The sequence below is a fragment of the Bacillus sp. FSL L8-0193 genome, from assembly GCF_037976065.1.
Taxonomy (GTDB): domain Bacteria; phylum Bacillota; class Bacilli; order Bacillales; family Bacillaceae; genus Bacillus; species Bacillus paralicheniformis.
The window spans coordinates 3,509,900-3,533,698 of the sequence record NZ_CP150261.1 but is presented as its reverse complement, the minus strand read 5'-3'; the positions used below and the strand labels follow the sequence as shown (position 1 = coordinate 3,533,698).

19 protein-coding genes and 1 riboswitch are annotated in these 23,799 nt (G+C 46.6%); of the genes, 14 read left to right on the top strand and 5 right to left on the bottom strand.

What is annotated here, in order from left to right; genetic code table 11:
* Positions 1 to 122 precede the first annotated feature (122 nt).
* Together helD and MHH76_RS17810 are read left to right on the top strand one after the other, a co-directional pair.
* Positions 123 to 2,459: an RNA polymerase recycling motor HelD gene (helD, locus tag MHH76_RS17815; protein WP_025809897.1), complete on the top strand. Its 2,337-nt coding sequence runs from the start codon at positions 123 to 125 to the stop codon at positions 2,457 to 2,459.
* A gap of 474 nt (positions 2,460 to 2,933) precedes the next feature.
* Positions 2,934 to 3,818, top strand: a complete 885-nt coding sequence (locus tag MHH76_RS17810) for an alpha/beta hydrolase (RefSeq protein ID WP_023856268.1) — start codon at positions 2,934 to 2,936, stop codon at positions 3,816 to 3,818.
* Between the two features lie 88 nt (positions 3,819 to 3,906).
* Here MHH76_RS17810 and MHH76_RS17805 read toward each other — a convergent pair whose 3' ends face one another.
* Both MHH76_RS17805 and MHH76_RS17800 read right to left on the bottom strand, forming a co-directional pair.
* Positions 3,907 to 4,317: a DUF5412 domain-containing protein gene (locus MHH76_RS17805; protein ID WP_025809893.1), complete on the bottom strand. Its 411-nt coding sequence runs from the start codon at positions 4,315 to 4,317 to the stop codon at positions 3,907 to 3,909.
* Positions 4,318 to 4,393: 76 nt separating this feature from the next.
* Positions 4,394 to 5,518, bottom strand: a complete 1,125-nt coding sequence (locus MHH76_RS17800; RefSeq protein WP_025809891.1) for an aminotransferase class V-fold PLP-dependent enzyme — start codon at positions 5,516 to 5,518, stop codon at positions 4,394 to 4,396.
* A gap of 264 nt (positions 5,519 to 5,782) precedes the next feature.
* On the opposite strand from MHH76_RS17800, the gene MHH76_RS17795 reads away from it, so the two are divergent.
* Together MHH76_RS17795 and MHH76_RS17790 are read left to right on the top strand one after the other, a co-directional pair.
* Positions 5,783 to 6,643 carry an ROK family protein gene (locus MHH76_RS17795; RefSeq protein WP_025809888.1) on the top strand — a complete coding sequence of 287 codons (861 nt, stop codon included), beginning with the start codon at positions 5,783 to 5,785 and terminating at the stop codon, positions 6,641 to 6,643.
* Between the two features lie 87 nt (positions 6,644 to 6,730).
* A complete protein-coding gene (locus tag MHH76_RS17790; protein ID WP_020452931.1) occupies positions 6,731 to 7,570 on the top strand; it encodes an aldo/keto reductase in 840 nt (279 codons plus the stop codon).
* A 39-nt stretch (positions 7,571 to 7,609) separates the two neighbouring features.
* On the opposite strand, the gene MHH76_RS17785 is transcribed toward MHH76_RS17790, so the two are convergent.
* The 3 genes from MHH76_RS17785 to MHH76_RS17775 form a co-directional block, all read right to left on the bottom strand.
* A complete protein-coding gene (locus MHH76_RS17785; protein ID WP_025809885.1) occupies positions 7,610 to 9,061 on the bottom strand; it encodes an MDR family MFS transporter in 1,452 nt (483 codons plus the stop codon).
* Positions 9,062 to 9,260: 199 nt separating this feature from the next.
* Positions 9,261 to 11,120, bottom strand: coding sequence for an LTA synthase family protein (locus MHH76_RS17780; protein WP_268441426.1), 1,860 nt, complete (start codon positions 11,118 to 11,120; stop codon positions 9,261 to 9,263).
* A 99-nt stretch (positions 11,121 to 11,219) separates the two neighbouring features.
* The gene (locus MHH76_RS17775; protein WP_020452928.1) at positions 11,220 to 11,690 is read right to left on the bottom strand and encodes a metal-dependent hydrolase; all 471 of its coding nucleotides are present in this window, start codon (positions 11,688 to 11,690) and stop codon (positions 11,220 to 11,222) included.
* A 239-nt stretch (positions 11,691 to 11,929) separates the two neighbouring features.
* Here MHH76_RS17775 and sspJ point away from each other — a divergent pair, with 239 nt between their 5' ends.
* The 10 genes from sspJ (at position 11,930) to MHH76_RS17725 (ending at position 23,741) form a co-directional block, all read left to right on the top strand.
* Positions 11,930 to 12,070, top strand: a complete 141-nt coding sequence (gene sspJ, locus MHH76_RS17770) for a small acid-soluble spore protein SspJ (RefSeq protein WP_003185183.1) — start codon at positions 11,930 to 11,932, stop codon at positions 12,068 to 12,070.
* Between the two features lie 159 nt (positions 12,071 to 12,229).
* Positions 12,230 to 12,406, top strand: a riboswitch (Lysine riboswitch).
* Between the two features lie 114 nt (positions 12,407 to 12,520).
* Entirely contained in the window at positions 12,521 to 13,924 is a 1,404-nt protein-coding gene (locus MHH76_RS17765; RefSeq protein WP_020452927.1) for an amino acid permease, read from the top strand.
* Between the two features lie 156 nt (positions 13,925 to 14,080).
* The gene (locus MHH76_RS17760; RefSeq protein ID WP_043054466.1) at positions 14,081 to 15,145 is read left to right on the top strand and encodes an iron ABC transporter permease; all 1,065 of its coding nucleotides are present in this window, start codon (positions 14,081 to 14,083) and stop codon (positions 15,143 to 15,145) included.
* Positions 15,145 to 16,158, top strand: a complete 1,014-nt coding sequence (locus tag MHH76_RS17755) for an iron ABC transporter permease (RefSeq protein WP_023856259.1) — start codon at positions 15,145 to 15,147, stop codon at positions 16,156 to 16,158. The genes MHH76_RS17760 and MHH76_RS17755 overlap by 1 nt, the downstream gene beginning before the upstream one ends.
* Before the next feature lie 63 nt (positions 16,159 to 16,221).
* Positions 16,222 to 16,989 carry an ABC transporter ATP-binding protein gene (locus MHH76_RS17750; RefSeq protein ID WP_043054605.1) on the top strand — a complete coding sequence of 256 codons (768 nt, stop codon included), beginning with the start codon at positions 16,222 to 16,224 and terminating at the stop codon, positions 16,987 to 16,989.
* 171 nt (positions 16,990 to 17,160) lie between these two features.
* The gene (locus MHH76_RS17745; protein ID WP_020452923.1) at positions 17,161 to 17,889 is read left to right on the top strand and encodes a response regulator transcription factor; all 729 of its coding nucleotides are present in this window, start codon (positions 17,161 to 17,163) and stop codon (positions 17,887 to 17,889) included.
* A complete protein-coding gene (locus tag MHH76_RS17740) occupies positions 17,886 to 19,643 on the top strand; it encodes a HAMP domain-containing sensor histidine kinase (RefSeq protein WP_020452922.1) in 1,758 nt (585 codons plus the stop codon). Before MHH76_RS17745 ends, MHH76_RS17740 begins: the two co-directional genes overlap by 4 nt.
* A 173-nt stretch (positions 19,644 to 19,816) precedes the next feature.
* Positions 19,817 to 21,238 carry a glucuronate isomerase gene (uxaC, locus tag MHH76_RS17735; RefSeq protein ID WP_020452921.1) on the top strand — a complete coding sequence of 474 codons (1,422 nt, stop codon included), beginning with the start codon at positions 19,817 to 19,819 and terminating at the stop codon, positions 21,236 to 21,238.
* A 35-nt stretch (positions 21,239 to 21,273) separates the two neighbouring features.
* Positions 21,274 to 22,662: a glycoside-pentoside-hexuronide (GPH):cation symporter gene (locus MHH76_RS17730; RefSeq protein ID WP_020452920.1), complete on the top strand. Its 1,389-nt coding sequence runs from the start codon at positions 21,274 to 21,276 to the stop codon at positions 22,660 to 22,662.
* A gap of 80 nt (positions 22,663 to 22,742) precedes the next feature.
* Positions 22,743 to 23,741: a LacI family DNA-binding transcriptional regulator gene (locus MHH76_RS17725; protein ID WP_020452919.1), complete on the top strand. Its 999-nt coding sequence runs from the start codon at positions 22,743 to 22,745 to the stop codon at positions 23,739 to 23,741.
* The last annotated feature ends 58 nt before the right edge of the window (positions 23,742 to 23,799 follow it).

Below are 23,799 nucleotides of genomic sequence, written 5' to 3'. Positions count from 1 at the left end.
CCAAAGGTTATATGATAAGATGAAGTGTATTTTAACATAAAATTTCAAATATTATAGTATTATCCATTTTTATTTTATCATGAATCTTTTTTGATGTCAAATCTTTTTAGGGAGTGGTCAGCGTGCAGGAAAACGGTCAGGAATGGCTGGAAGAGGAAAAACGAATCCGGCTTGTTTTAAAGGAATTGGATCAGAAGCTTCATTCTCTAAAGGGAAAGACCGGCGGATTGAAGGAGGATATCATCGATTTACGGAAACATTTCTGGAGCGATGTCACCGTAAACTTGGCCGATGAAAACGAAGCGGTTGAAACATTTTTTAGCATTAAACAGCAGGCTGAGTTTTTGGCTGAAAGGGAAAGGAGTCATAAGCAGTTTTACAACGAGTTGAAAAACTTGTTAAAAGTGAAAGAATCGCCTTATTTCGGCCGTGTAGATTTTTTGGAGGACGGCGAAGAAAACGCTGAATCCGTCTACATCGGACTCGCCTCTTTAATGGACGAAAAAGAAGAGCGGTTTTTGATTTATGATTGGAGAGCGCCGATTTCCAGTCTGTTTTACAACTATGGTCCCGGTGCGGCTCAATACGAAGTTCCGGACGAGACGGTCAGGGGAACGATTGAGCTGAAAAGGCAATTTCTCTTCAAAAACGGCCGGCTGAAAGCGATGTTTAATACGGATATGGCGATTGGAGATGAAATTCTTCAGGAAGTCCTGGGGCAGCAGGCAGATATTCAGATGAAAAGCATCGTCGCCACAATTCAAAAAGAGCAGAATCAGATTATTCGGAACGAAAGAAGCCGCTTTTTAATTGTTCGGGGAGCGGCTGGCAGCGGAAAAACGTCGGCGGCATTGCAGCGGGCTGCGTATTTGCTGTACCGCGGTCGCGGGCAGATCGAGTCGAGCCAGATGCTGCTATTCTCACCAAACCTGCTTTTTAACAGCTATGTCGCCAATGTTCTGCCTGAGCTCGGAGAGGAAAACATCCAGCAGACGACATTCCAGGAATTTGTGGCGCGCCGCCTTGGAAAGCAGGTTTCGTGCGAGACTCCGTTCGATCAGCTCGAATATTGTTTAACGGCTTCAGACGATGAGGAGCAGCGCATCCGGATGAAATCAATCAAATTGAAATCAGGTCTGGCCTTCAAAGGCATTATCGATGATTATGTCAAATGTTTGGCAAAAGGGCGTCTGGATCTGGTGTTTAAACATATCGCCTTTCGCGGAAAAAGGATCATTACAAGCGATCAGGTGCGGGAATTTTTCGCGGCCCTTGATCATGCAGATACGCTGTCCAACCGGATTGAAAAAACGGGGAAATGGCTGTTACAGCTGCTGAACAAATACGAACGCCAAGAAAGAAAAAAAGACTGGGTCATCGAGGAAAGCGAGCTGCTGGATAAAGAGGAATATTTAAAGGCCTATAAACGTCTTCAGGAAGAACAGCGATTTACGGAGAATACGTTTGACGATTATGAAAGGGAACAAAACCTCCTTGCCGCTATCATTGCCGAAAGGGAGTTCAAACCGCTCAAGCAAGCGGTAAAAGCGTTCGGCTTTATTGATTTTAAAGGAACGTACCTTCAGCTTTTTTCCGGGCACTATACCCCGCAAACCCGTCCTGATGACTGGCAAAGCACTTGCACATTCACCCGGAAAAGCTTTCGTTTTGAGAAGCTGCCTTATGAAGATGCCGTCCCTTTTTTATATATGAAAAACCAGCTAACAGGCGGGAGAAAAAACACGGCAATCCGCCATTTATTCATTGATGAAGCCCAGGATTACACGCCTTTTCAGCTTGCTTTTTTGAAGAGCCTGTTTCCCGCGTGCAGCATCACAATGCTGGGAGACTTAAACCAGGCGATTCTTGCCCATGCCTATCACGATAAGACGCTCCTGTCGGGAGGCGTGTTTGAAGGCGAAAAAACGGAGATCATCACCTTGAAGCGCAGCTACAGGTCGACGAAAGAAATTGTTGAATTGACAAAGCGCATTATCGAGGGAGGCGAAGAGATCGAAGCCTTTAACAGGAACGGCAAAAAACCGACCTTGACAATATCGGCCGACCTTCATGCACACCATAAACAGATGGCTTCCCTTATAACCGCCCTTCAAAAAGAAGGACTTGAGACGATTGCAGTCATCTGTAAAACAGTCCGGGAATGCAGGGATGCGTTCCGGCATCTTCAGCAGCATACAGAGCTTAAACTGATCGATAAAGAAACGAGAACGTTTCAAAAAGGGGTGATCGTCATTCCCGTCTATTTGGCGAAAGGGATCGAATTTGATGCCGTCGTCATTTATGACGCTTCTGAAAAACAATACAAAAAAGAGAGAGAGCGGACTCTGTTTTATACGGCGTGCACGAGGGCGATGCATGAGCTCCATCTCTTTTCCCTTGGAGAGGAAACGCATTTTTTAAACGGTGTTTCAAATGATATGTACACGAAAAGAGAGTGACGGTGTCACTCTCTTTTTTGGAGAAACCATTGTTTCTATAAGTTTTTTTATTTACAAACTTTTCTACACTAGGCTGAGTCTGTGGCAATCTTCTTCATATTCTGGCAGGTTAAAGAGTTTGTCATCTTAAACAAAAATGAAATGATTTCCAGCATATATAGAGGAAAGTGGTCTGGCTAAATAATATAAAAGCTTTTATTCATCAAATCGCTTCTCTTTTTCTTGAGGATATATAACATATTTTCTATTTTCATTTTACATGCAGGAGATTACGAAATCGAAATCGTTAATTAAAATCTGTTATATTAAATTTTATAGTTCTGTATCATAATATAAAGCTTTTTAAAATTGGGATTTGATGATTAATTTATTCTGTAATATATTATATATAGAGTCTGTTATATATAATGACAAACTCCCCTGCACGAAACGGCATATTCATTTGAAGAGGATTTATTGGGAGGGAAATATTTCATGTCAAACCATTCACCGATTACCCCTGATTTAAGTGACAGCGGCATTCGCTATTTTCGGGCTTATAAGGAAAGCCTTGGTCTTTGGCCAGTTCATTACAAAACTTTCTACGTATCTACCCGTTTCGGCCAAACGCATATTATTGCAAGCGGACCTGAAGATGCCCCGCCGCTTGTATTGCTTCACGGCGCATTATTCAGTTCCACTATGTGGTACCCCAATATCGAGGATTGGAGCAGCAAATACCGAACATACGCAATCGATATCATAGGTGATAAGAACAAAAGCATCCCTGCAGATTTATGCGGTACGAGGGCGGGTTACGCTGATTGGCTTCTCGAAGTGTTCGACGCTTTGGGGATAGAGAAGTCGCACATGGTTGGTCTTTCGCTTGGCGGGCTTCATACGATGAATTTCGCTTTACGTGCGCCAGAGAGAGTAGAGAGCGCAGCGATCCTTAGTCCCGCGGAAACATTTTTGCCGTTTCATCACGATTTTTATCAATACGCTCTTAGCCTCACAGAGCCTGATGGAGTAGAGAATTTCTTAAATTGGATGATGACAGATCGTAATGTGTTACACCCGGTTTTTGCAGAGCAGTTTCATGCAGGCGTAATGTGGCAGGATGGATTAAGACAGCCAAGGCCTAACGCTGACGGATTTCCGTATGTTTTCACTGACGACGAATTAAAATCAGTAAAAGTCCCTATTCTATTATTGCTGGGTGAACATGAAGTCATCTATGACCCGCAATCAGCCTTACATCGCGCCTCAACATTAGTTCCAGGTATTGAAGCGGAAATCATAAAACAGGCAGGTCACGTTTTATCAATGGAACAGCCTCAATACGTAAATGAACGTATATTACGTTTTTTCAGTAAATAAACCACAGTTTTGTTGTCCATTTCATGGAGATGCAGCGGCTTATACGAGCGGTCATACAAACTTTTTCCAAAGGCTGAGAGTGACGCTGTCACTCTCTTCTTCCATCATATATATCAGTTCTGACATCCAGCACGTTGTTGTTGATGGACACATGGTATTTGTCCTGCCATTCGATTTTGACATGTTCTTCTTCGTATCCCCAATATATGTTTTTTCGTTCACCGGTGGCAACCGTTGTCAATTCCCCTCTGACGGAAGGGGAGTTCGTTCCCCCGCCTTTATTCACGCTATACAAATTCAGGTTGTATGCTTGATTCGGCGAAGCGGAAGACTGAATCCAATTTCCTTTCGGCAGATGATTCATCGAGTAAAAATGCGTATACACGATATATCCGATGGTAATGCCTGACGCAAGCAAAACAGCCAAAATGGCAAACAAGACGCTTCGGCACGGTGACTTCCTCTGCTTTTCTATTTCTCCGTCAATATAAAGCTCCAATTTGTCTCATTCCTTGATGAAAATTGTTTTTTATAGTTTAAGGAAAAAATCGTATTCTGTCTATTTTGAAGCAGGGTTAACCAAAGAGCGCCGCCATCTCATCCATCACAAACCCGATTTCCTCCTTTGTATTGTAAAAATGCGGGGCTATTCTGATGACGTTGTTTCGCGCTGAGACGATGATATGCTTTTCACGCAAGAGAGCTTCCATACGGCCAGCCTCTTCGGCATACACCGAGATCAGGCTTGTTCTGTTATGTACGGTCTCGGGGCCTATGATCTTCAGGCCTTTTTCCGCCCCGTATTGCAAAGAGAATGCCGCGAGCTCCCGCAGGTAGTGCTCGATCCTGCCGGGCTCTGCTTCAAGCAGCAGCCTCAGTGCCGCGTCTGCCGCGTAAATGCTGATAAATGACGGTGTCCCCGACTCGAAGCGTTTCGCACCTTCCGCAAAGCATGAATCTAAGGCAAATGGTTTGTTCCTGCCGAACCAGCCGGCCGTCTTCGGCTCAAATTGTCCGCAAAGTTCGCGTTTCATATACAAAAAAGCCGTTCCGGGAATGCCGAGCATGTACTTGCGCGTCCCCGCCGCAAGGATGTCGATATCCATGTCTTTGACATGAATCGGAATGTGTCCGGCGGTTTGATAGGCGTCGACAAATAAAAGCGATCCTTTTTGATGAACAATCTCGGCAATCTGTTTTACATCTTGTTTAAACCCGTTCCGATAGCCGGCATGGGGTACACAAGTCAAGAGCGTCTGATCGGTAACGTCTTTTTCGTATTGTTCCAAGTCAATCATCCCGTCTTCGCTCTGAATGATGATGAGGTGATCTTTGAAGCGGTCTTGCGCAAGCCAAATTTGGCCGACGGCAGGAAAATCGATATCCGTGAAGGCGATCTGCCTTCGGTGTGGTGGCTGCGGCAATGAAGCAGCGACAGCCGCCACTGCGTCAGATACTGACGGCAAAACGGCTATCTCTTCTTTTTCGGCACCGATCAGCCGGGCAAATTTTTCCTTGGCTTCATCCATCTTGTCGAGATGCGCTTTCCAGTCTGCACCGGCTGTTAAAAGGCCGTTCTGATACTCATCAACCGCTTTGGCAACAGGCAGAGCCAACGCGCTGCCGGAGCATGCGGCAAGGTGAACATGACCAGACAATATCGGAAATAAAGAACGGTAAGTGTGGAATGGATGCTTCATGATATCCCTCCTCATTAAAGCTTCGAGCGGGCCTGAAAAAATCCTCTTTTTCACAGTTGAAATTAAGCGGGCAGAAGCCTCTTTAAGCGAAAGAACAACTGCTGCAGCTGTTTGAAAACTGTCACATTTTCGGGAAGCTTTCTTCCGTCAGCATCAAAAGCTCCCATGCTCTGGTGAATCATTGTTCAGTGCGATTGCTTTCTTTCATCGTCTGATTTATGATTCAATTAAAGCAATTCAAACAGATGAAAAGGAGCCGAGAGGATGAAACATTACGGTGCAATAGAAGCAGGAGGCACAAAGTTTGTTTGTGCAGTTGGAACAGAAAAAGGAGAAATCATTGACAGGCTGACGATCCCGACGGAGACTCCTGAAGAGACTATTGGAAAACTGACTGATTTCTTCAGCAAGTATCAGCTCACATCAATGGGAGTGGGCTCTTTTGGACCTATATCCGTTGCAAAAGATAAAGAGGATTACGGATACATAACCAATACGCCGAAATTAGCCTGGAAGGGGTACCCGTTTATTCCCGAGTTGAAAAAAAGGCTCGGCATACCGGTTTCGTTTACGACTGATGTAAACGCTGCCGCGCTTGGCGAACTGACAAAAGGAGCGGCGCAAGGATTGGAAAGCTGCTTGTATATTACAGTCGGTACAGGAATCGGAGCAGGAGCGATTGTCGGCGGCCGGCTCGTGCAGAGCACGCTCCATCCTGAAATGGGTCACCTTCTCATTAGACGGCATCCGCACGATACGTTTGAAGGAATCTGTCCGTATCACAAGGACTGCCTTGAAGGAATGGCATCGGGTCCGGCGCTTGAAAAGCGCTGGGGGAAAAAGGGCAATGATTTGGCTGAAAACGAGGAAGTTTGGGAGATGGAAGCCGACTACTTAGCGCAGGCTCTCATGCAATATATCTTGATCCTGTGCCCTGAAAAAATCATCATGGGCGGCGGTGTCATGAAGCAGCAGCAGCTGTTCCCGCTGATTCGCAAAAAGCTTGCCGAATATATGAACGGATATGTTGACCTGCCTGATCTTGAAGGATACATCGTACCGCCGGGTCTCGGCGACGATCAGGGAATCACCGGTGCGCTCGCTTTGGCTTATGAAGCCGGTTGAGCAAGTTGTTTTGTAAAATCCACCCAGTGTGAGATAATAACAGCGGTGCGTTTAAAAGCATGAAAAAAAGAAAGGTGGTCGTTCAAAATGGTAAGCAGTTTAAAGGATACTGTGACATTACATAACGGTGTGAAAATGCCATGGTTCGGACTTGGAGTTTTCAAAGTGGAAGAAGGCAGCCAAGTTGTAGAATCTGTGAAAGCAGCCATTAAAAACGGATACCGGAGCATTGACACAGCCGCTATCTATCAAAACGAAGAAGGCGTCGGCAAAGGGATTAAAGAAGCAGGCGTTCCCCGCGAAGAGCTTTTCATCACGTCAAAGGTTTGGAACAGCGATCAGGGATATGAAAAAACATTGGCGGCTTTTGATGAAACCCTTCGAAAACTCGGTCTTGACTACCTTGATTTATATTTGATTCATTGGCCTGGAAAAGACAAATATAAAGATACGTGGCGCGCGCTTGAAAAGCTGTACAAAGACGGCAGAGTAAAAGCGATCGGCGTCAGCAACTTCAATGTGCACCATTTGGAAAGCTTATTGGAAGATGCGGAAATTAAACCTATGGTCAATCAGGTTGAGTTCCATCCGCGGCTGACTCAGGCTGAGCTCAGGGACTACTGCAAAAAGCAGGGCATTCAGGTGGAAGCATGGTCCCCGCTCATGCAGGGAAAACTCCTCGATGATCAAGTGCTGACTGACATCGCTAAAAAATACAACAAATCCGTCGCTCAAGTCATCCTGCGCTGGGATTTGCAAAATGAAGTCATTACCATTCCGAAGTCAATCAAAGAACACCGCATTATTGAAAATGCCGACATATTTGACTTTGAATTAACAGCGGAAGATATCGAAAAAATCAACGCTCTTAACAAAGATGAGCGCGTCGGTCCCGATCCTGACACAATGGTTCACGGATTCGAATAAGCATAAGAAAATCCCGGGTTCATAAAAACCCGGGATTTATTATTTTTCATGAATGGCCAAGCGGCCTTTCGCTTGTTTCCTTCTGCTGCCGTCGAGCCGTCCGCGGCGGTGCTGCTTAATAAAGAATGAGAGAACCAATCCGATTCCCGACAATGCGGCCGCGGTCATAAACGCCAGATTGACGCCGTGAATCATCGCTGTATTCGAAGACGGACCGGCAGGATCGGCAAGCGCACGCTGTGTCATGATGGTGATGAGAACAGCCGTCCCGATCGATCCGGACATCTGTCTCATCGTATTGTTCATGGCCGTTCCGTGAGGAATCAAATGGCGCGGGAGCTGGTTCAAGCCGGCTGTTGTAACAGGCATGAGCACCATCCCCATGCCGACCATCCGAATCGCATAGACGACAGACAAATACGCAAAAGGCGTCGTCTTTGTCAGATGGGTCAAGAGCAATGTGGTCACGAAGATCGCCGTCAAACCGGTGATGCTCAAGATCCGCGCGCCGATTTTGTCAAAAATTCTTCCGGTAATCGGAGACATCAGCCCCATCACGACAGCTCCCGGAAACAGCATCATTCCCGATTCCATCGCCGTGAAATGGCGCATATCCTGCATATACATCGGCACGATCGTCGCCGCTCCGATCATCGACATAAAGACTACCATCCCGATAATCGTCGCAAGTGTAAACATCGGATATTTAAATACCCTGAATTCCAAAATCGGTTCTTCCAAATGGAGCTGCCTCCAAATGAACCAAAACAGCGTAACGCTGCCGACCGCGAAGCCAGCCAGCACGTCCGCACCCGTCCAGCCCGCAACACCGGCGCTGCTGAAGGCGTACAAAATGCCGCCGAAGCCAAGTGAAGACAAGATGATGGAAGTAACATCCATCTTAGGTGACGTCTGTTCGGTGACATTTTTTAAAATAAAGTGTGCGGCAATCATGTCGATAACGGCAAACGGAAGCAACAGATAAAACAATACTTCCCAAGGGTAGCGGTCGACGATCCAGCCTGACAGGGTCGGTCCGACAGCGGGAGCGAAGGCAATCACAAGCCCGACCATTCCCATCGCTGATCCACGCTTTTCTTTTGGGAAAATCAATAAAAGCACCGTCTGCATCAATGGCATCATAATGCCCGCGCCGGCCGCCTGGACGACGCGTCCTGCAATCAGCGCCGGAAAGCTGAATGACAAGGCGCAGATCAGAGTCCCAGCCGTAAATAAAGACATTGCCGCCATGAACAGCTTTCTCGTCGTGAATTTTTCAATTAAAAAAGCCGTAACTGGAATCATGATCCCATTCACGAGCATAAAAACGGTCGTCAGCCATTGGGCAAGCCCCGGCGTAATGTTTAAGTCCCTCATGATCGGAGGCAAAGCGGTCGTCAATAGCGTCTGATTCAAAATGGCGATAAAAGTCCCCATAATCAAGACGGCAACAATCGGCAATTGATTTGTCTTATGCTGTGTTTCACTCATATTAAAACCTTCTTATTTATCATTTTTTATAACACTTTATGAAATAATCGGTACTCGAAATAACTTCTCTTTTTATTTAGGGTAACGAAGGAACTGCAAAACCGCAAGTTCATTTTTAACATTCGGTATATAATACCCAGCTGTCCCTCAATTTAAACAGCCCCTTTAAGCCGGGGGAATCCGGCTTAAAGGGGACGGATTATTTTTTATAAAATCTCAGCAAATCACCGTTAATAATCTTATCGGAAAGGGAAAGCTCTTGATTCGCCTTCTCTATGAGCGGACCGCATTTGTCCTCACTGTCGTTGATCATGTCCCCGGTTTTTTTGCTGTAGCACGTATTTTTCGTGTAGATATAATCATCTGTTATAAAACTGCCGTTTCTTAACACAGCGAAAGGCATTCTTTCTTTCGAAAACAGGTCATTACCGAATTGAATCATGCCTTTTGTATCAATTCCGAGCAAATGGAGCAATGTCGGTTTGACATCAATTTGGCCGCCTGTTTCAGATATCGTTTTCGGGTCTTGATCCGTTACCCCCGGAATGTGGATAATCAGCGGCACACGCTGCAGCTGAACGGTATCGTAAGGGGTGATTTCGTCTTTGCCCAAAAATTGAGCCAGCGCATCGTTGTGCGCTTCTGATATGCCGTAGTGATCTCCCATGAAGACGATCACGGAATTGTCGTAAAGGCCGTTTTTCTTCAGTTTTGCAATGAAATGCTTCAATGATTCGTCTTCATAGCGTACCGTCGTGACATACCGGTTTAAAATCTCACTGTCCGAGTCGTATTCATCGATCAGCTTATCCTTATCATCAATTTGGAACGGAAAGTGGTTCGTCAATGTGATCAGGTTGCTGTAAAAGGGCTGCGGCAAGTCTTTCATCAAGTCGGCCGATTGCGTTAAAAACTCCTTATCCTTCAGCCCCCAGCCCGTTGAATTTTCAGGTGTCACATGAAAATGGGAGACGTCATAAAAGCTGTCGATGCCAAGGGCTTTGTACATGACGTCCCTGTTCCAGAATTTTTTATGGTTGGCGTGGAAAACCGATGTTCTGTAATCGTGGTTCGCCAGTGTTTTATACATCGAATTGTACGCATTTTCGCTCTTCGTAAAAAACACCGAACCGCTCAGAGACGGATAGAGCGAATTGGCGACAATGAATTCCGAATCGGACGTTTTTCCCTGTTCGGTCTGCTGATAAAAATGGTCGAAATAATAGCTTTTTTGAATGAATTTGTTTAAGAACGGCGTGATTTCCTGCCCGTTCACCTTTTCATTAATGACAAATGTCTGAGTGGATTCAAGCGTTACAAAGATGACGTTTCGTCCTTCGGCAATCCCGAACATTTCTTGGTTCGGTTTGCTGTAGTCAGCGTTTGTGTAGTTCTCGATCGTTGCCAGGCTGTTTTCATCAGCGACAGCTTTTTGTGTCAAATTAAAGGTCTGTGAAATGCCGTCCAACAGATGAAACTGATATAAGCCGATGTTTTTTACAAGCACTTCCCTGTCGTAGGAGTAGCTTAAAAACTTCGGCTGATCCAGCTCCGACAGGGCGAGATTAAACAGTACCGTGCCGGCGGCTGCCGCGTAGTAGATCTTAACGGCTTTAGCGGAAAGCTTTTTGCCGGTTCTAGTGCGCGTTTTTGCCAGCCAGACCAAAAGAACCAAATCCAGAAAAAGCGCGATGAAAACCGGATTGAACAGCTCCTGAAAACTGCTCCCAAGCCCCCCGAGATTTTTTGCCTGGAACAGGACGGGAACAGTGATGAAATCGATATAGAAACCATAGAAAATACTGTTTGCAATCAAGATGCCCGTCAGGACGACATTAGCCCCGATTAAATAGAGGCGCTGCGTTTTTTCGCGAAAAAAGAGGCTGATGCCGAGTACAGGGATGAGAAAGCTAAGCGGGTTGATAAACAGGATCAATTCCTGAAGTGCGTTGTCGATTTGTAAATTAAAGCCCAGCTTGTAGATGAAGTATGTTTTCATCCACATAAAAAATATGGATAGGCATAAAAACCACTGCTTTTTAAAAAATTGTTCTTTCATATAAATAGCTCCTCACATATAATCCCCGCAGGTAAAGAACACCAAGATAAAACGACTGAACAAAGCACAATACAGCAATCGGTCAAACCGTCCCTTTCGTCAGGCGATCAAGTTCGCAATAAAATAGCACGAAACAACGGTGAGCACAGCCAGAACGCCTTGTTCCGCCTTCCCGCCGGTTTTAATATAAAGGGGCAGCCGAACCTTAATGGCGGACGGAAAGAAAAGTTTGATGCCATTTACAGTCCCGGCATCAAGGAGCAGATGGCTCGCCATTCCGGCCATCAATCCGACAAAAATGCTCTGATCTGTAAAATATAAATGTGCCGCAAATGCCGTGATGAGCAAAAAGAGCAGGCTGTGTGTAAACGTCCTGTGCCCGAAGACAGAACTGACCACTGCTGATAAAATCGGTAGCCTTCTGCCGATCTTGCTCTTTGTATGGCAAATATCCGGAATCAATGCTCCGATAACGCCCGAAGCTGTCATGAACACTGGATCATATCCGTAAAAATAAGCAGCAGCCGTGCAAGAAGCGACCCCTCCCATGATGTGTGTTTTTCCTGTCATATCGCTTCTCCTTTAAGACCTATAACAATTTCCTAATGAAAACTATATCAAGAGTTCTGGCGGCCTTCAAGACAGATGGTGGCAACTTGTCAGGCAAAAAACGCATTTTCCTGAGGCAATCAGCATGTTTACATCTAGAATATGGTGTTTTCAGTTAAAAAACACATTCAAGGTTCTGCATAATTTTAAAGTGATAAGCCAAATTAAAATTGTACCACATTTTTAAAGAGGTGATTCATTTGGGTATTTTCTTCAATAAAGATAGAGGAAATAAGGAAAAGGACCAAAACGCCGTTCGGGGGGCGCTTGAAGATGCAGGACAAGCGCTGAAAGGAGACCCTTTGCAAGAGGCGGTCAACAAAAAGAAAAACAACCGATAAATGACAGATGGAAGCGCCGTCTTCCATTCTGCAGAAGGCTGCCGAAACAGGCGGCCTTTTGGCGCGGCTGTCCGTTTTTCCATCACTTCCCTTTGACAGATTAAAATTTCTCTGGTAACCTCTTTTCAGAATATGTGATAAATCCTCACTCTTAACTCTTAGTGAGGTAGAGGTTGCGCGGATGATGAGTCGCATGTGTGAGGCTGATGGGGCCGATGATCATATGCAAAAGGCATCAGCGCCGAAGCATAAGGAAGCCATTCATTCTTTATGCTGGGTCTGCATTGAATAAGTGCAGGACTGCCGCGGGTTTTCCCGCGGAGGGCTATCCGGAGATCAAGAGTGTATGTTTAACCAAAGCATGGACTTTTGTTCATGCTTTTTTTATTTTGAATGATCTCACGGTCTGGTCCGGCATATTTTTTATAAAATGCTCGGAGGTTATATCTTATGGAACAGACAAAAAAATGGGGCTTCTGGCTTCTTACCGCTTTTGTTGTCGGCAATATGGTCGGCTCAGGGATTTTTATGCTCCCCAGCACACTCGCCCAGACGGCAAGCCCGTTCGGCGTAACGGCGGCATGGCTGGTGACGGGTGCGGGGGTGCTGATGATCGCCCTTGTATTCGGTCATTTATCCATTCGCCGCCCGGATCTTAAAGCAGGTCCGCAAAGCTATGCAAGAGCTTTATTCTCAGACCCTAAAAAAGGGAATGCGGCAGGTTTTACAATGGTATGGGGGTATTGGGTGGCAAGCTGGATCAGCAACGTGGCCATCATTACAAGCCTTGCAGGCTATTTGACGACTTTCCTGCCGATCTTAACTGACGGACGCGAGCTGATTGAACTCGGCGGCCACCCCGTTACACTCGGCCAGCTCTTGACATTTATCGTATGTACAATCTTGTTATGGGGGACGCATTTCATCTTAGTCTCCAGCATAAATGGAGCGGGCAAACTGAACTTTTTAGCAACTTTTTCAAAAGTGCTTGGGTTTGTCCTGTTTATTGTTGCAGGTTTGTTCGTTTTTCAGACGGCTTTATTCGAATCATTTTATTTTCCAATCGAATCAGAAGGCAAAAGTATTGGGCTGGGCGGACAGGTTCACAATGCGGCGATTTCAACGCTGTGGGCGTTTGTCGGCATCGAGTCTGCGGTAATCTTATCAGGGCGCGCATCATCCCAGCGCGATGTCAAACGCGCGACGATTACCGGATTGTTAATTGCGCTCGGCATTTATATGGTCATCACTTTAATAACGATGGGCGTCATCCCGCACGATCAGCTCCAGGCCTCGGATAAACCGTTCGTTGATGTGCTGCACGTGATCATCGGCAGCTTTGGCAGCGTAATTATGGCGGTCTTGGCAATCGTTTCTTTGTTTGGATCGATGCTCGGCTGGATTTTAATCGGCGCAGAGGTTCCGTATCAGGCGGCAAAGGCCGGTGATTTTCCTGCTTTCTTTGCGAAAACGAACAAAAAGGGAAGCCCGGTTAATTCATTGATCGTCACAAACGTGATGTCGCAGATCTTTATTTTCTCAACGGTTTCGGGAACGATCAGCGAGGCCTTTACGTTTTTAACAACGTCGGCGACGCTCGCTTACCTTGTGCCTTATCTTGTAGCGGCTGTTTTCAGCTTGAAGCTCATCCTCAAAGGGGAGACATACGGTGAACTGAAAGGTTCAAGAACAGGGGACGGCATCATCGCTTTGGCTGCTCTGGTGTATTCTTTATGGGTCATCGTTTCAGGTACGTCTGACTTAACCACCTTTATCTTGGGAATCGGGCTGTTTTTCGTCGGTCTTGCGATCTACCCGTTCGTCTACAAAAAGTTCAAAAATAATCAAGTGTGATAAAGTTCTTTGCCAGCCGGGTCTTTTAGCAGAAGATCGGCTGGCTTTTTGATTCCCGCCGAAATTTTTGATTAAAATTTCCGCTTAGGCCTGTTATACTATAAAATGAAAATGATAATCGTTATCGGTTAAAAAGATCGAAAGGAATGGCATCGAGTGAGCTCTTGCAAAAACATACATCGTATCAACAGCGCGGATGGCCCTGATGAAGAACAGAAACCGATCAACCGTCCGCTTGGAGCTGTTTTTGTCCTGGCCGGCGGAATCATGCTACTGCTGTTTGGCGCCGCATTATCGATTGCGCTCGGTGCGGCTGATATAAAGCTTGGAACGGTTTGGGACGCCATTTTTCATTTTGATGCGAAAAATACGGCCCATCAAATTATTCAGGAACTCAGACTGCCAAGGACGGTAAGTGCGGCTCTTGTGGGCGCCTGCTTGGCGGTTTCCGGAGCCGTGATGCAGGGGATGACGAGAAACCCTCTCGCATCGCCGGAAATTATGAGCGTCACGCACGGGTCAGCTTTCGCAATTGCTGTCGCGTTTGCTTTTTTTCCGGGAACCTCATCGGTCGGGCTGATGATCTGGTCGTTTGCCGGCGCGGGTCTTGGAGCGGGACTCGTTTTTGCGATCGGAATGTTTTCAAAAGGCGGTCTTACGCCTGTAAAGCTGGCTTTGGCCGGTACGGCTGTCGGCACATTTCTGAGCGCTCTTTCTACGAGCATTGCGATCCATTTTGATGTGGCGCGCGACGTCAGTTTTTGGTATGCCGGAGGTGTCGCTGGCACGAAATGGCTCAGCATTCAGTTGTTGGTTCCGGCGGCAGCTCTCGGTTTGGCCGTCGTTTTTGTCATCGCCCGTTCCATTACGGTTCTAAGCTTGGGAGAGGAGCTGGCGAAAGGGCTCGGGCAATATACGAAGACGGTGAAAGCGATCGGAATCGTGTCGGTTGTTCTGCTGACGGGTGCCGCTGTGTCCGTTGCCGGGGCAATCGGTTTTATCGGATTGATCATTCCGCATATTACCCGCTTTCTGGTCGGGGTTGATTACCGCTGGATCATTCCATGCTCAGCGGTGCTTGGCGCCGTCCTGCTGATCTATGCGGATATTGCGGCAAGGCTGGTCAATCCGCCGTTCGAAACACCTGTCGGAGCAGTCACGGCGCTTGTCGGCGTACCATTCTTTCTCTATCTGGCCCGCAGGGAAAGGAGTGGACTGTAATGCTCAAGAAAAACAGCAGACGGGCGGCTGCGGTGATGCTCGTCATGGCCGTGCTGACGGTCGCCGTGTTTTTACTAAGCATGAACATGGGAGAAATCCGCATCGCCCCGCTTGATACATTGAAAACACTGTTCGGTTTCGGAACGCCGCAGGATGAACTTGTATTATTTGAATTCCGTTTGCCGCGCATGGTCCTCGCCATGCTGATCGGTGCGGGAGTTGCTGTCTCCGGAGCCGTCTGGCAGGGGATATCGCGGAATGACCTGGCCGATCCGGGGATATTGGGCATCAATACGGGAGCAGGTTTTGCCGTTGTGCTGTTCATCTTTTATTTTCAGGGGAATGTTGGAAATCTGCAAAAAGGATTCGTTTTTTCCCTGCCGATTTTTGCATTTTTGGGAGCCTGCTTTGCAGTCGTTTCCATCTATTTGCTGGCGTGGAAAAAAGGCTTGAATCCCATTCGCCTCGTTCTGGTCGGCATCGGAGTGAATGCGGCGTTTTCGGCGGCCATCTTAATGCTGCAGCTGAAAATGGACCCGAATGACTTTATGCAGGCGGCTGTTTGGCTGTCAGGAAATATATGGAGTTCAAACTGGAGCTTTGTCTCGGCCGTGCTGCCCTGGATTGTCGTGCTGCTTCCTTTTATTCTCTACAAAGCGCGCTATTTAAACGTGCTGAATCTCGGTGATCAGCTCGCAACAGGGCTTGGAACGGCAGTTGAAAAGGAGCGGCGCATACTGCTTCTGTCGGCAGCCGCGCTGAGCGGCGCGTGTGTAGCGGCTGGAGGGAATATTACGTTTCTCGGTCTTGTGGCTCCGCATATTGCCAGAAGGCTTGTCGGGCCGAAGCATCAGCTTTTAATCCCGGCTTCCGCGTTGACCGGAGCATTGCTCTTTTTGCTGGCGGATTTAATCGGAAGGATGATACTGGCGCCTTCGGAAATTCCCGTAGGGTTAGTCATTGCCGCTTTAGGCGCGCCGTACTTTATCTATTTGCTCATGAAAACAAATTAAAGAAGGGAAGGGTGCAAGGTGTCTCTTTCAACAAACAACCTGGGGATCGGCTACGGAGAACAGATGATAGTCGAAAGCTTAAACCTCCACATACCAAAAGGAAAAGTAACGACCATGATCGGTCCGAACGGGTGCGGCAAGTCAACCATATTAAAAACGATGGCACGCATACAGCGTTCTAGAACGGGCGCCGTTTATTTAAACGGCAAAGCGATCCACCAAATGTCGACGAAAGATATAGCCAAACAGATGGCGATTCTTCCGCAGACCCCTGAGGCGCCAGGCGGTCTGACCGTATATGAGCTCGTTTCTTACGGCCGTTTTCCTCATCAAAAGGGAATGGGCAGGCTCTCGGCCGATGACCGCCGCATGGTTGAATGGTCTCTCGAAGTGACAGGAATGCTGCCTTTTTATGACCGGCCGATCGAAGCCCTTTCCGGGGGACAGCGCCAGCGCGTCTGGATTGCGATGGCTCTTGCCCAGGAAACGGAGCTCTTGCTGCTCGACGAACCGACAACCTATTTGGACTTGGCGCACCAGCTTGAAATTCTGCAACTGCTGGAAAAGCTCAACAAAGAAGAAGGCCGAACGATTTTGATGGTCATTCACGACCTCAACCATGCCGCCCGCTTTGCCCATCACATGGTGGCGCTGAACTCCGGTGCAATTGTCAAAGAGGGCGCTCCACATGAAGTCATGACATCAGAGGTATTGAAAAAAGTGTTTCAGATTGATGCGGAAATTATTTTAGACCCGCGCACAGGAAAACCGGTGTGCCTGACTTATGATCTATTGAAAAAAGAAGAGGATCAGAGGCTGGCAACCGGCTGACAGACATCAGACGATGTCTGTTTTTTTATTCCATGATTTCGTAAAGTAAAAAATCATTTCTAAAAAAGTTTATTTTTACTTTAAAATCAGAAAACGGGTGCCGATAAAGATATAATAGATGGTAAGATGAGGATATCAAAACATGATATAGACAGAAAGGAAAGAAGGATTTTGGAAAATGCGACAATTTTGATTGTGGATGACGAAGACGCCATTGTTCAAATGGTCAAGCGCGTCCTCACGAAGGAAGGATTTTCAGAAGTGCTGACCGCGAGCAGCGCAGAAGAAGCGCTCGACATCGTGAAAAAGGATACCGTGCACTTAATACTTCTCGATGTCATGATGCCGGGACAGACAGGATTTGATGTATCCCCTGAAATCAGACGGCACACCAACGCCCCGATCTTCTTTTTAACGGCGAAGACATCGGACCTCGATAAACTGTCAGGTTTTGCCTACGGAGCCGATGATTATATTACAAAACCTTTTAATCCTCTGGAGTTAATTGCCAGGATTAAAGCGCATTTAAAAAGAACGTATATACATAAAGAAGTCGCAGCTGCTTCGGTATCTTCAGCCTACGAATATGAACGGTTTACATTTCATCCCGATTTTGCGGAGCTGATCGTGGACGGAGAAACGGTCAGCTGCTCCGCACAGCTTCTCCAGCTTCTGCAATATTTTTGCGATCATCCGAACAGAGTGCTTTCCAAGGACCAAATTTATGAAAAAGTGTGGGGCGTTCCATCTTACGGAGACAGCAACACCGTTATGGTACATATCAGAAAACTGAGGGAGAAAATCGAAAAAGACCCGAGCAGCCCCGAATATATCGTCACGATTCGCGGTCTTGGCTATAAGTTCGTTCCCAATCCTGCAAGAAAAGAGAGCGAAGGATGAAGCTGAGAGGAAAGCTCGTTCTCCATTTTGTCAGCCAGATTTTCCTGATTCTCGGTCTTGTCCTCGCCACTCTGCTGTTATCCTTCATCTTTTTCGCTCTCCGGTTAAGCGAGAGCGAAGCGGATACAGGCTTGGCAAAAGCCACATCAGACACTTTTGAAAGCTGGGTCAGTGTGGATGACAATAATAATTGGCAGATTGAAGATATCTTGAAATCGGCTATCGACAAACAGGGAGGCTGGCTTCAAATATTAGACGGTAAGGAGAAAACCGTTTATTCCTACCGCCTTCCTTCGGAAATTCAGAGGGAGTACCACAGGGAAGACCTCGTATCAGTCTTTGACAAAAAAAGAATCAAAAAATATCAAGTCAACTTCTGGTCTGCCAATTTCAATGGTGAAGACTACGTGATTCTATTCGGATGGGAGTCGAAAAGCGATACGATCCTGTCCTATTTGGAAAAGGAAGAGAAGGATATGGCGGACCTTTCTTCCTATAAAAAAAGCACGCTTGATTTCATTAAGAAAAACAAAGGATCGGTTTATCTGTTCAGCGAAAAAGGGAAAATGTTGAACTCGCTCTATCAGGACATAGATTACAGCCAGGGCATCACTGAGCTGGAACTTTTAAAATACGGATCGAAGCCATGGAACTACGAGCACGAGTTTTCATACAGGCGTTTAAGCGCGACAGAATGGCTGATTGCCGCTACCCCGAACCCGATTTATAATCCGGATCATGAGTTCAACAGGACGATGATCGGGCTCGCTTTAAAAATCGTTCTGCTCGTGATCGGCGTTCTGATCGTATTGATGTCTTCCATGACGATTTGGTATTCTTTCAGATTCGGCATGCCGATCATCCATACGATTAAATGGATCGTCAACCTTTCAAAAGGGCGATTTGAAGAGCCGAGAAATCGGAAAGGCCGCCCGCAAAGCCGGAACAAAAAAGGGAAGCGAAAACAGCCGTACCGGTTGTTCACAGAAGTGTTTGAATCGATGGAGCAGCTGACGGAAACGCTGAAAAAAGACGAACAAAGCCGCAAGAAAATCCAAACGACTCGGGAGGAATGGATCGCGGGGCTCTCCCATGATTTAAAAACGCCGCTCAGCACGATTTACGGCTACAGCATGATGCTGGAGTCTCCAAACTATGAGTGGTCAAAAGAAGAAATCCGTGAAATCGGCCAGGCAATGAAAGAAAAATCGGACTACATGTCACAGCTCATCGAAGACCTGAACTTGACGTACAGGCTGAAAAACGACGCCTTGCCGATTAAACGCCAGACAGTGAGGCTTGTGCCGTTTTTAAAAAGCTTCGTTGAAGAGTTTAAGCGCCATTCGTTTTCGGAAGGGTACAACGTTTCTTTTGAATATACGCAAGAAGATACCGAGTTTGCGATAGACAGAGGCTGGTTCAGAAGAGTCCTGGAAAACCTCCTTGCCAACGCCGTCAAGCATAACAAAAAAGGCACTGACATCAAGGTGATCCTTGAAGAAACCAAGCAATATATTATTCTTAAAATTCAAGACAACGGAAGAGGCATGGACTCGGAAACCGTCTCAAATTTATTTAACCGCTACTACAGAGGAACGCATACAAAAGATGCGACAGAAGGAAGCGGTCTCGGCCTTGCGATTTCTTTGGAACTTGTCCACCTTCACGACGGCTGCATCGCCGTTGACAGCCGGACAGGCCGCGGGACGGAAATTACGATGGAATTTAAGAAAAACCCTAAAACCGCCAAATAAGCGGTATGAAAAAGAAGAAGCCAAAGGTTATTGCCTTTAGGCTTCTTTTATGTTGAGAAAATAATGGAAAAGAAGGCGAGGTTCGTATAAAATAAGATTAAATGTTAACGTTCACATTGTATTGCAAAAAGAAATGTTCACGTTAACATTAAATAAGGAAAGGTGGGGATTTTATGAAGCCGTTTTTGAATGACGATTTTCTTTTAACGAATGAAACGTCGAAAGTGTTGTACCACCAGTATGCTAAAGGGATGCCGATCATCGACTACCACTGCCACTTGAACCCAAAGGAAATTTACGAAAACAAAACGTTTAAAAACCTGACCGAAGTATGGCTGTACGGGGATCATTACAAGTGGAGAGCAATGCGGGCCAATGGAATATCCGAAGAGTTTATTACAGGAGATGCGTCAGACGAAGAGAAATTCAGCGCCTGGGCAAGAACGGTTCCGATGACGATCGGAAACCCGCTTTATCATTGGACCCATTTGGAACTGAGAAGGTTTTTCGGCATCGATGAACGGCTTGATGAAAAGAGCGCGCCGCATATTTGGGAGCGGGTGAACAAACAGCTGACCGGAGAAGGGTTCGGCGCCAGAGACTTGATTGAAAAATCAAACGTTGAAACGGTTGTCACGACGGATGATCCGGCAGACAGTCTTGAATATCATATGAAGCTGAAAGATGAAGACTTTAATGTAAGCGTTTTACCCGGATTTAGGCCAGACAAGGCGCTGGAAATCAATCAAGAAGGCTTTGCCGCCTGGGTGAGCAAGCTTGAAGCAGCAAGCGCTATGAAGATAGGAAATTATGACGATTTTTTGAAAGCGCTTAAAAACAGAATTGACTTTTTCCATGAACTAGGCGGACGGATATCGGATCATGCCATCAATCAAATGATGTACACGGAAACAGATGAAAGCGAAGTGCGTCCGATTTTTGCAAAGGTGATGAACGGAGAAGCCGCCTCGCCTGAGGAAGAGTGCAAATTTAAATCCTTTACCCTGCACTATTTGGGAACATGCTATGCGGAGAAGGGCTGGGCGATGCAGCTTCATATTAACGCCCTCCGAAACAACAGCAGCAAAATGTACCGGAAGCTCGGGCCTGATACGGGATATGATGCGATTAATGATCAGGACATCGCAAAGCCTTTGTGCAGCTTTCTCGATTCTCTTGACCGAAAAGACGCGCTGCCAAAAACGATCTTGTATTCTTTAAATCCGCGAGACAACGTCGTGATTTCAAGCCTTTGCGGAAGCTTCCAGGACGGCCGGATACCGGGGAAAATCCAGCATGGCACCGCCTGGTGGTTCAACGATACGAAAGACGGCATGCTCGAACAAATGAAATCGCTCGCCAACATCGGACTATTGAGCCGTTTTATCGGTATGCTGACTGATTCGCGCAGCTTTCTTTCCTACACAAGACATGAATATTTCAGGCGCCTGCTCTGCGATGTCATCGGCACATGGGTTGAAAAAGGAGAAGCGCCGGATGATATCGAGCTTCTGGGACGGATCGTCAAAGGGATCTGCTACGAAAATGCAAAACACTATTTCCAGTTTGAAGTGAAAGATCGTTTGAAAGCATAGAGTCACAAAATGGCTAGCAGAGGAGCTGCTTTTTCATGGAAATATCGACGAACAAACAAACCGAAACAGTCACCGTCACTCAAGAGAAATTAAGTTTAAAAGAAAAGGTTTCTTACGGTTTTGGAGATTTTGGGAACGGATTTATGTTTGACCTTGGACAGCTCTATCTTTTGAAGTTTTTTACGGATGTTGCCGGTATTCCGGCGGCAGCGGCCGGCGGCATTTTTCTTGTGAGCAAACTTTTTGCCGCTTTTGTCGATCCGATTGTGGGAACATCGATCGACTACAGGAAGAATATCGGGCCGAAAGGCAAATTCAGGCCGTATTTGCTATACGGAAGCTTTGTGCTCGCGATTTTGACGATATTGACCTTCATCTCGCCGAATCTGTCACCGACGGGCAAACTCATATACGCTTATGCGTCATACATGCTTTGGGGCCTCGGCTATTCCTTTGTCAACATCCCTTACGGCTCGCTCGGGGCGGCCATGACGCAAAATTCGGTGGAGCGGACTTCGCTTGCTTCCTTTCGACAGGCCGGCTCGCTGGGCGCCCTGTTTGTGACGAGCATTGTTGTCATTCCGATGATCGTCAGGTTTGACAACCCTGCGGTTGCCTATCCGGTCGTCATGGGGCTGATGTCTTTTCTCGGTGTGTTGTTTTTCTACATTTGCTATAGAAACTGCCAGGAACGGATTGTCGTAAAAGATGAGAAGTACAAACAGGAAAAAGTGACATTCAAAGCAATATCAAAGACGTTTTTTACGAATAAACCGCTCCTTACGCTTATATTCATGACCATTTTTACGATTTCAGCCTATAACCTTAAATCTGCGATGCTGATTTATTTCGCACAGTATAACCTCGGCAACGCCGAACTGATGGCCTACATGAACTTTATCATCATCGGCTCATCCTTTATCGGCGTCATCATGCTGCCGAAGCTCGTGAAGCTGTTCGGGAAAAAGCATACCGCTATTTTGGGGCTCGCGGTTTCCGTCTGTGCGGATCTGATCAATTTTTTCGTACCGGGCAATGTCTTTGTTTTTACGATTCTCGCCAGCATCGCCTTTATCGGCATCAGCATTCCGAACGGTATCACCTGGGCATTTGTATCAGACGCAATCGATTATGGCGAGTGGAGAACAGGGGAACGGAAAGAAGGAACGGTATACTCGCTGTTTAACTTTTCGAGAAAGCTGGCTCAGTCGCTCTCCGGCTTCCTGTCGGGGATCGGTCTCAGCATTATCGGCTATGTGCCGAATGCGACCCAAAAAGCGGGGACGCTGCTCGGCATTAAAGCGATACTCCTTTTGTATCCTGCAGCGGCGCTGACGGCGGCCATTCTCGTTCTCGGCTACCTGTACCGTCTGACAGATCAGAAGCATGCCGAAATGATCGCGGAAATCGAAGCGAGACCATAGCGGAATTTCATTTTCTAAAAAGCGCTTTTGATATGGTAAACTGATGGTAACAACAGCAAGAAAAGGCGGGTAAAAAAACAATGTCAGTAACGATTAAAGATATCGCCAGGCTGGCGAATGTATCGCACACCACAGTATCCAGAGCGCTGAACAATAGTCCGCTGATAAAAGAGAACACGAAAAAGAAAATACTCGACATCGCAGCCGAAATGAATTATAAACCGAATTTTAATGCGAAAAGCCTTGTTACGCAAAAGTCTTTTACGATCGGTCTGTTTTTAACAAGCCTGACAGACGGGACGTCTTCAAGTTTCTTTGCAGACATCCTGCGCGGCGTCAACAAGGTGATCGATGAAAACTATAATATGGTTGTCAGGGGGATTGACGATTATCATGATTTGTCATCCATTCACCGCAACCGCTATGACGGCATGATTTTAATCAGCCAAAGCGAACAGGATCAGGCTTTTATTGAGCACGTCCTCAAACAGAATATTCCGGTCGTCGTGCTGAACAGAAAAATCGAAGGGCACTCCGTCGTCAATATTTTGGCGAATGAACACGAGGGCGCTTTCCTCGCTGCTTCATACTTGATCAAAAACGGCCACAGACGGATCGCCATGGTGCAGGGGAAAGAAAGTTTTAAATCGTCTCAAGAAAGAAAAGGAGGCTTTCTTCGAGCGCTTCGCGACTCAAATCTTGACATGCCCGGCGAATACCTCGTTCAAGGTGATTATACGATGCAAAGCGGCTTTCGTGCGGCTGAAACGCTGCTGAAGCTGAAGAACCCTCCGACTGCCCTGTTTTGCGCCAATGATGATATGGCGATCGGCGCGATGAACGCCCTTTATGCAAACGGGAAACGCTGTCCTGACGATATGTCGATCATCGGCTTTGACGATAGCGGATTTTCGGCGTATACGACACCGTCATTGACGACGGTAAAAAAACCGACGGAAAAAATCAGCATGCTTGGTGCGGAAAGCCTGTTGTCACTGATCGAAAATCCGCAGGCAGAAGGCAGGCAGACGCTCATCGGCACGGAGCTGATCATTCGCAATTCAGTTAAGCATCTATAGCATCATTTTTGATGCGCTGTAAAATGTGAACGTGTGCAAAAATGAGGAGGGAATTGAA

Coding starts and splice junctions, on each gene's coding strand:
- MHH76_RS17810 (WP_023856268.1), top strand. CDS start 2,934: ATGTCAAACCATTCACCGATTACCCCTGATTTAAGTGACAGCGGCATT.
- MHH76_RS17800 (WP_025809891.1), bottom strand. CDS start 5,518: ATGAAGCATCCATTCCACACTTACCGTTCTTTATTTCCGATATTGTCT.
- MHH76_RS17795 (WP_025809888.1), top strand. CDS start 5,783: ATGAAACATTACGGTGCAATAGAAGCAGGAGGCACAAAGTTTGTTTGT.
- MHH76_RS17790 (WP_020452931.1), top strand. CDS start 6,731: ATGGTAAGCAGTTTAAAGGATACTGTGACATTACATAACGGTGTGAAA.
- MHH76_RS17785 (WP_025809885.1), bottom strand. CDS start 9,061: ATGAGTGAAACACAGCATAAGACAAATCAATTGCCGATTGTTGCCGTC.
- MHH76_RS17780 (WP_268441426.1), bottom strand. CDS start 11,120: ATGAAAGAACAATTTTTTAAAAAGCAGTGGTTTTTATGCCTATCCATA.
- MHH76_RS17775 (WP_020452928.1), bottom strand. CDS start 11,690: ATGACAGGAAAAACACACATCATGGGAGGGGTCGCTTCTTGCACGGCT.
- MHH76_RS17765 (WP_020452927.1), top strand. CDS start 12,521: ATGGAACAGACAAAAAAATGGGGCTTCTGGCTTCTTACCGCTTTTGTT.
- MHH76_RS17755 (WP_023856259.1), top strand. CDS start 15,145: ATGCTCAAGAAAAACAGCAGACGGGCGGCTGCGGTGATGCTCGTCATG.
- MHH76_RS17750 (WP_043054605.1), top strand. CDS start 16,222: ATGATAGTCGAAAGCTTAAACCTCCACATACCAAAAGGAAAAGTAACG.
- MHH76_RS17740 (WP_020452922.1), top strand. CDS start 17,886: ATGAAGCTGAGAGGAAAGCTCGTTCTCCATTTTGTCAGCCAGATTTTC.
- uxaC (WP_020452921.1), top strand. CDS start 19,817: ATGAAGCCGTTTTTGAATGACGATTTTCTTTTAACGAATGAAACGTCG.
- MHH76_RS17730 (WP_020452920.1), top strand. CDS start 21,274: ATGGAAATATCGACGAACAAACAAACCGAAACAGTCACCGTCACTCAA.
- MHH76_RS17725 (WP_020452919.1), top strand. CDS start 22,743: ATGTCAGTAACGATTAAAGATATCGCCAGGCTGGCGAATGTATCGCAC.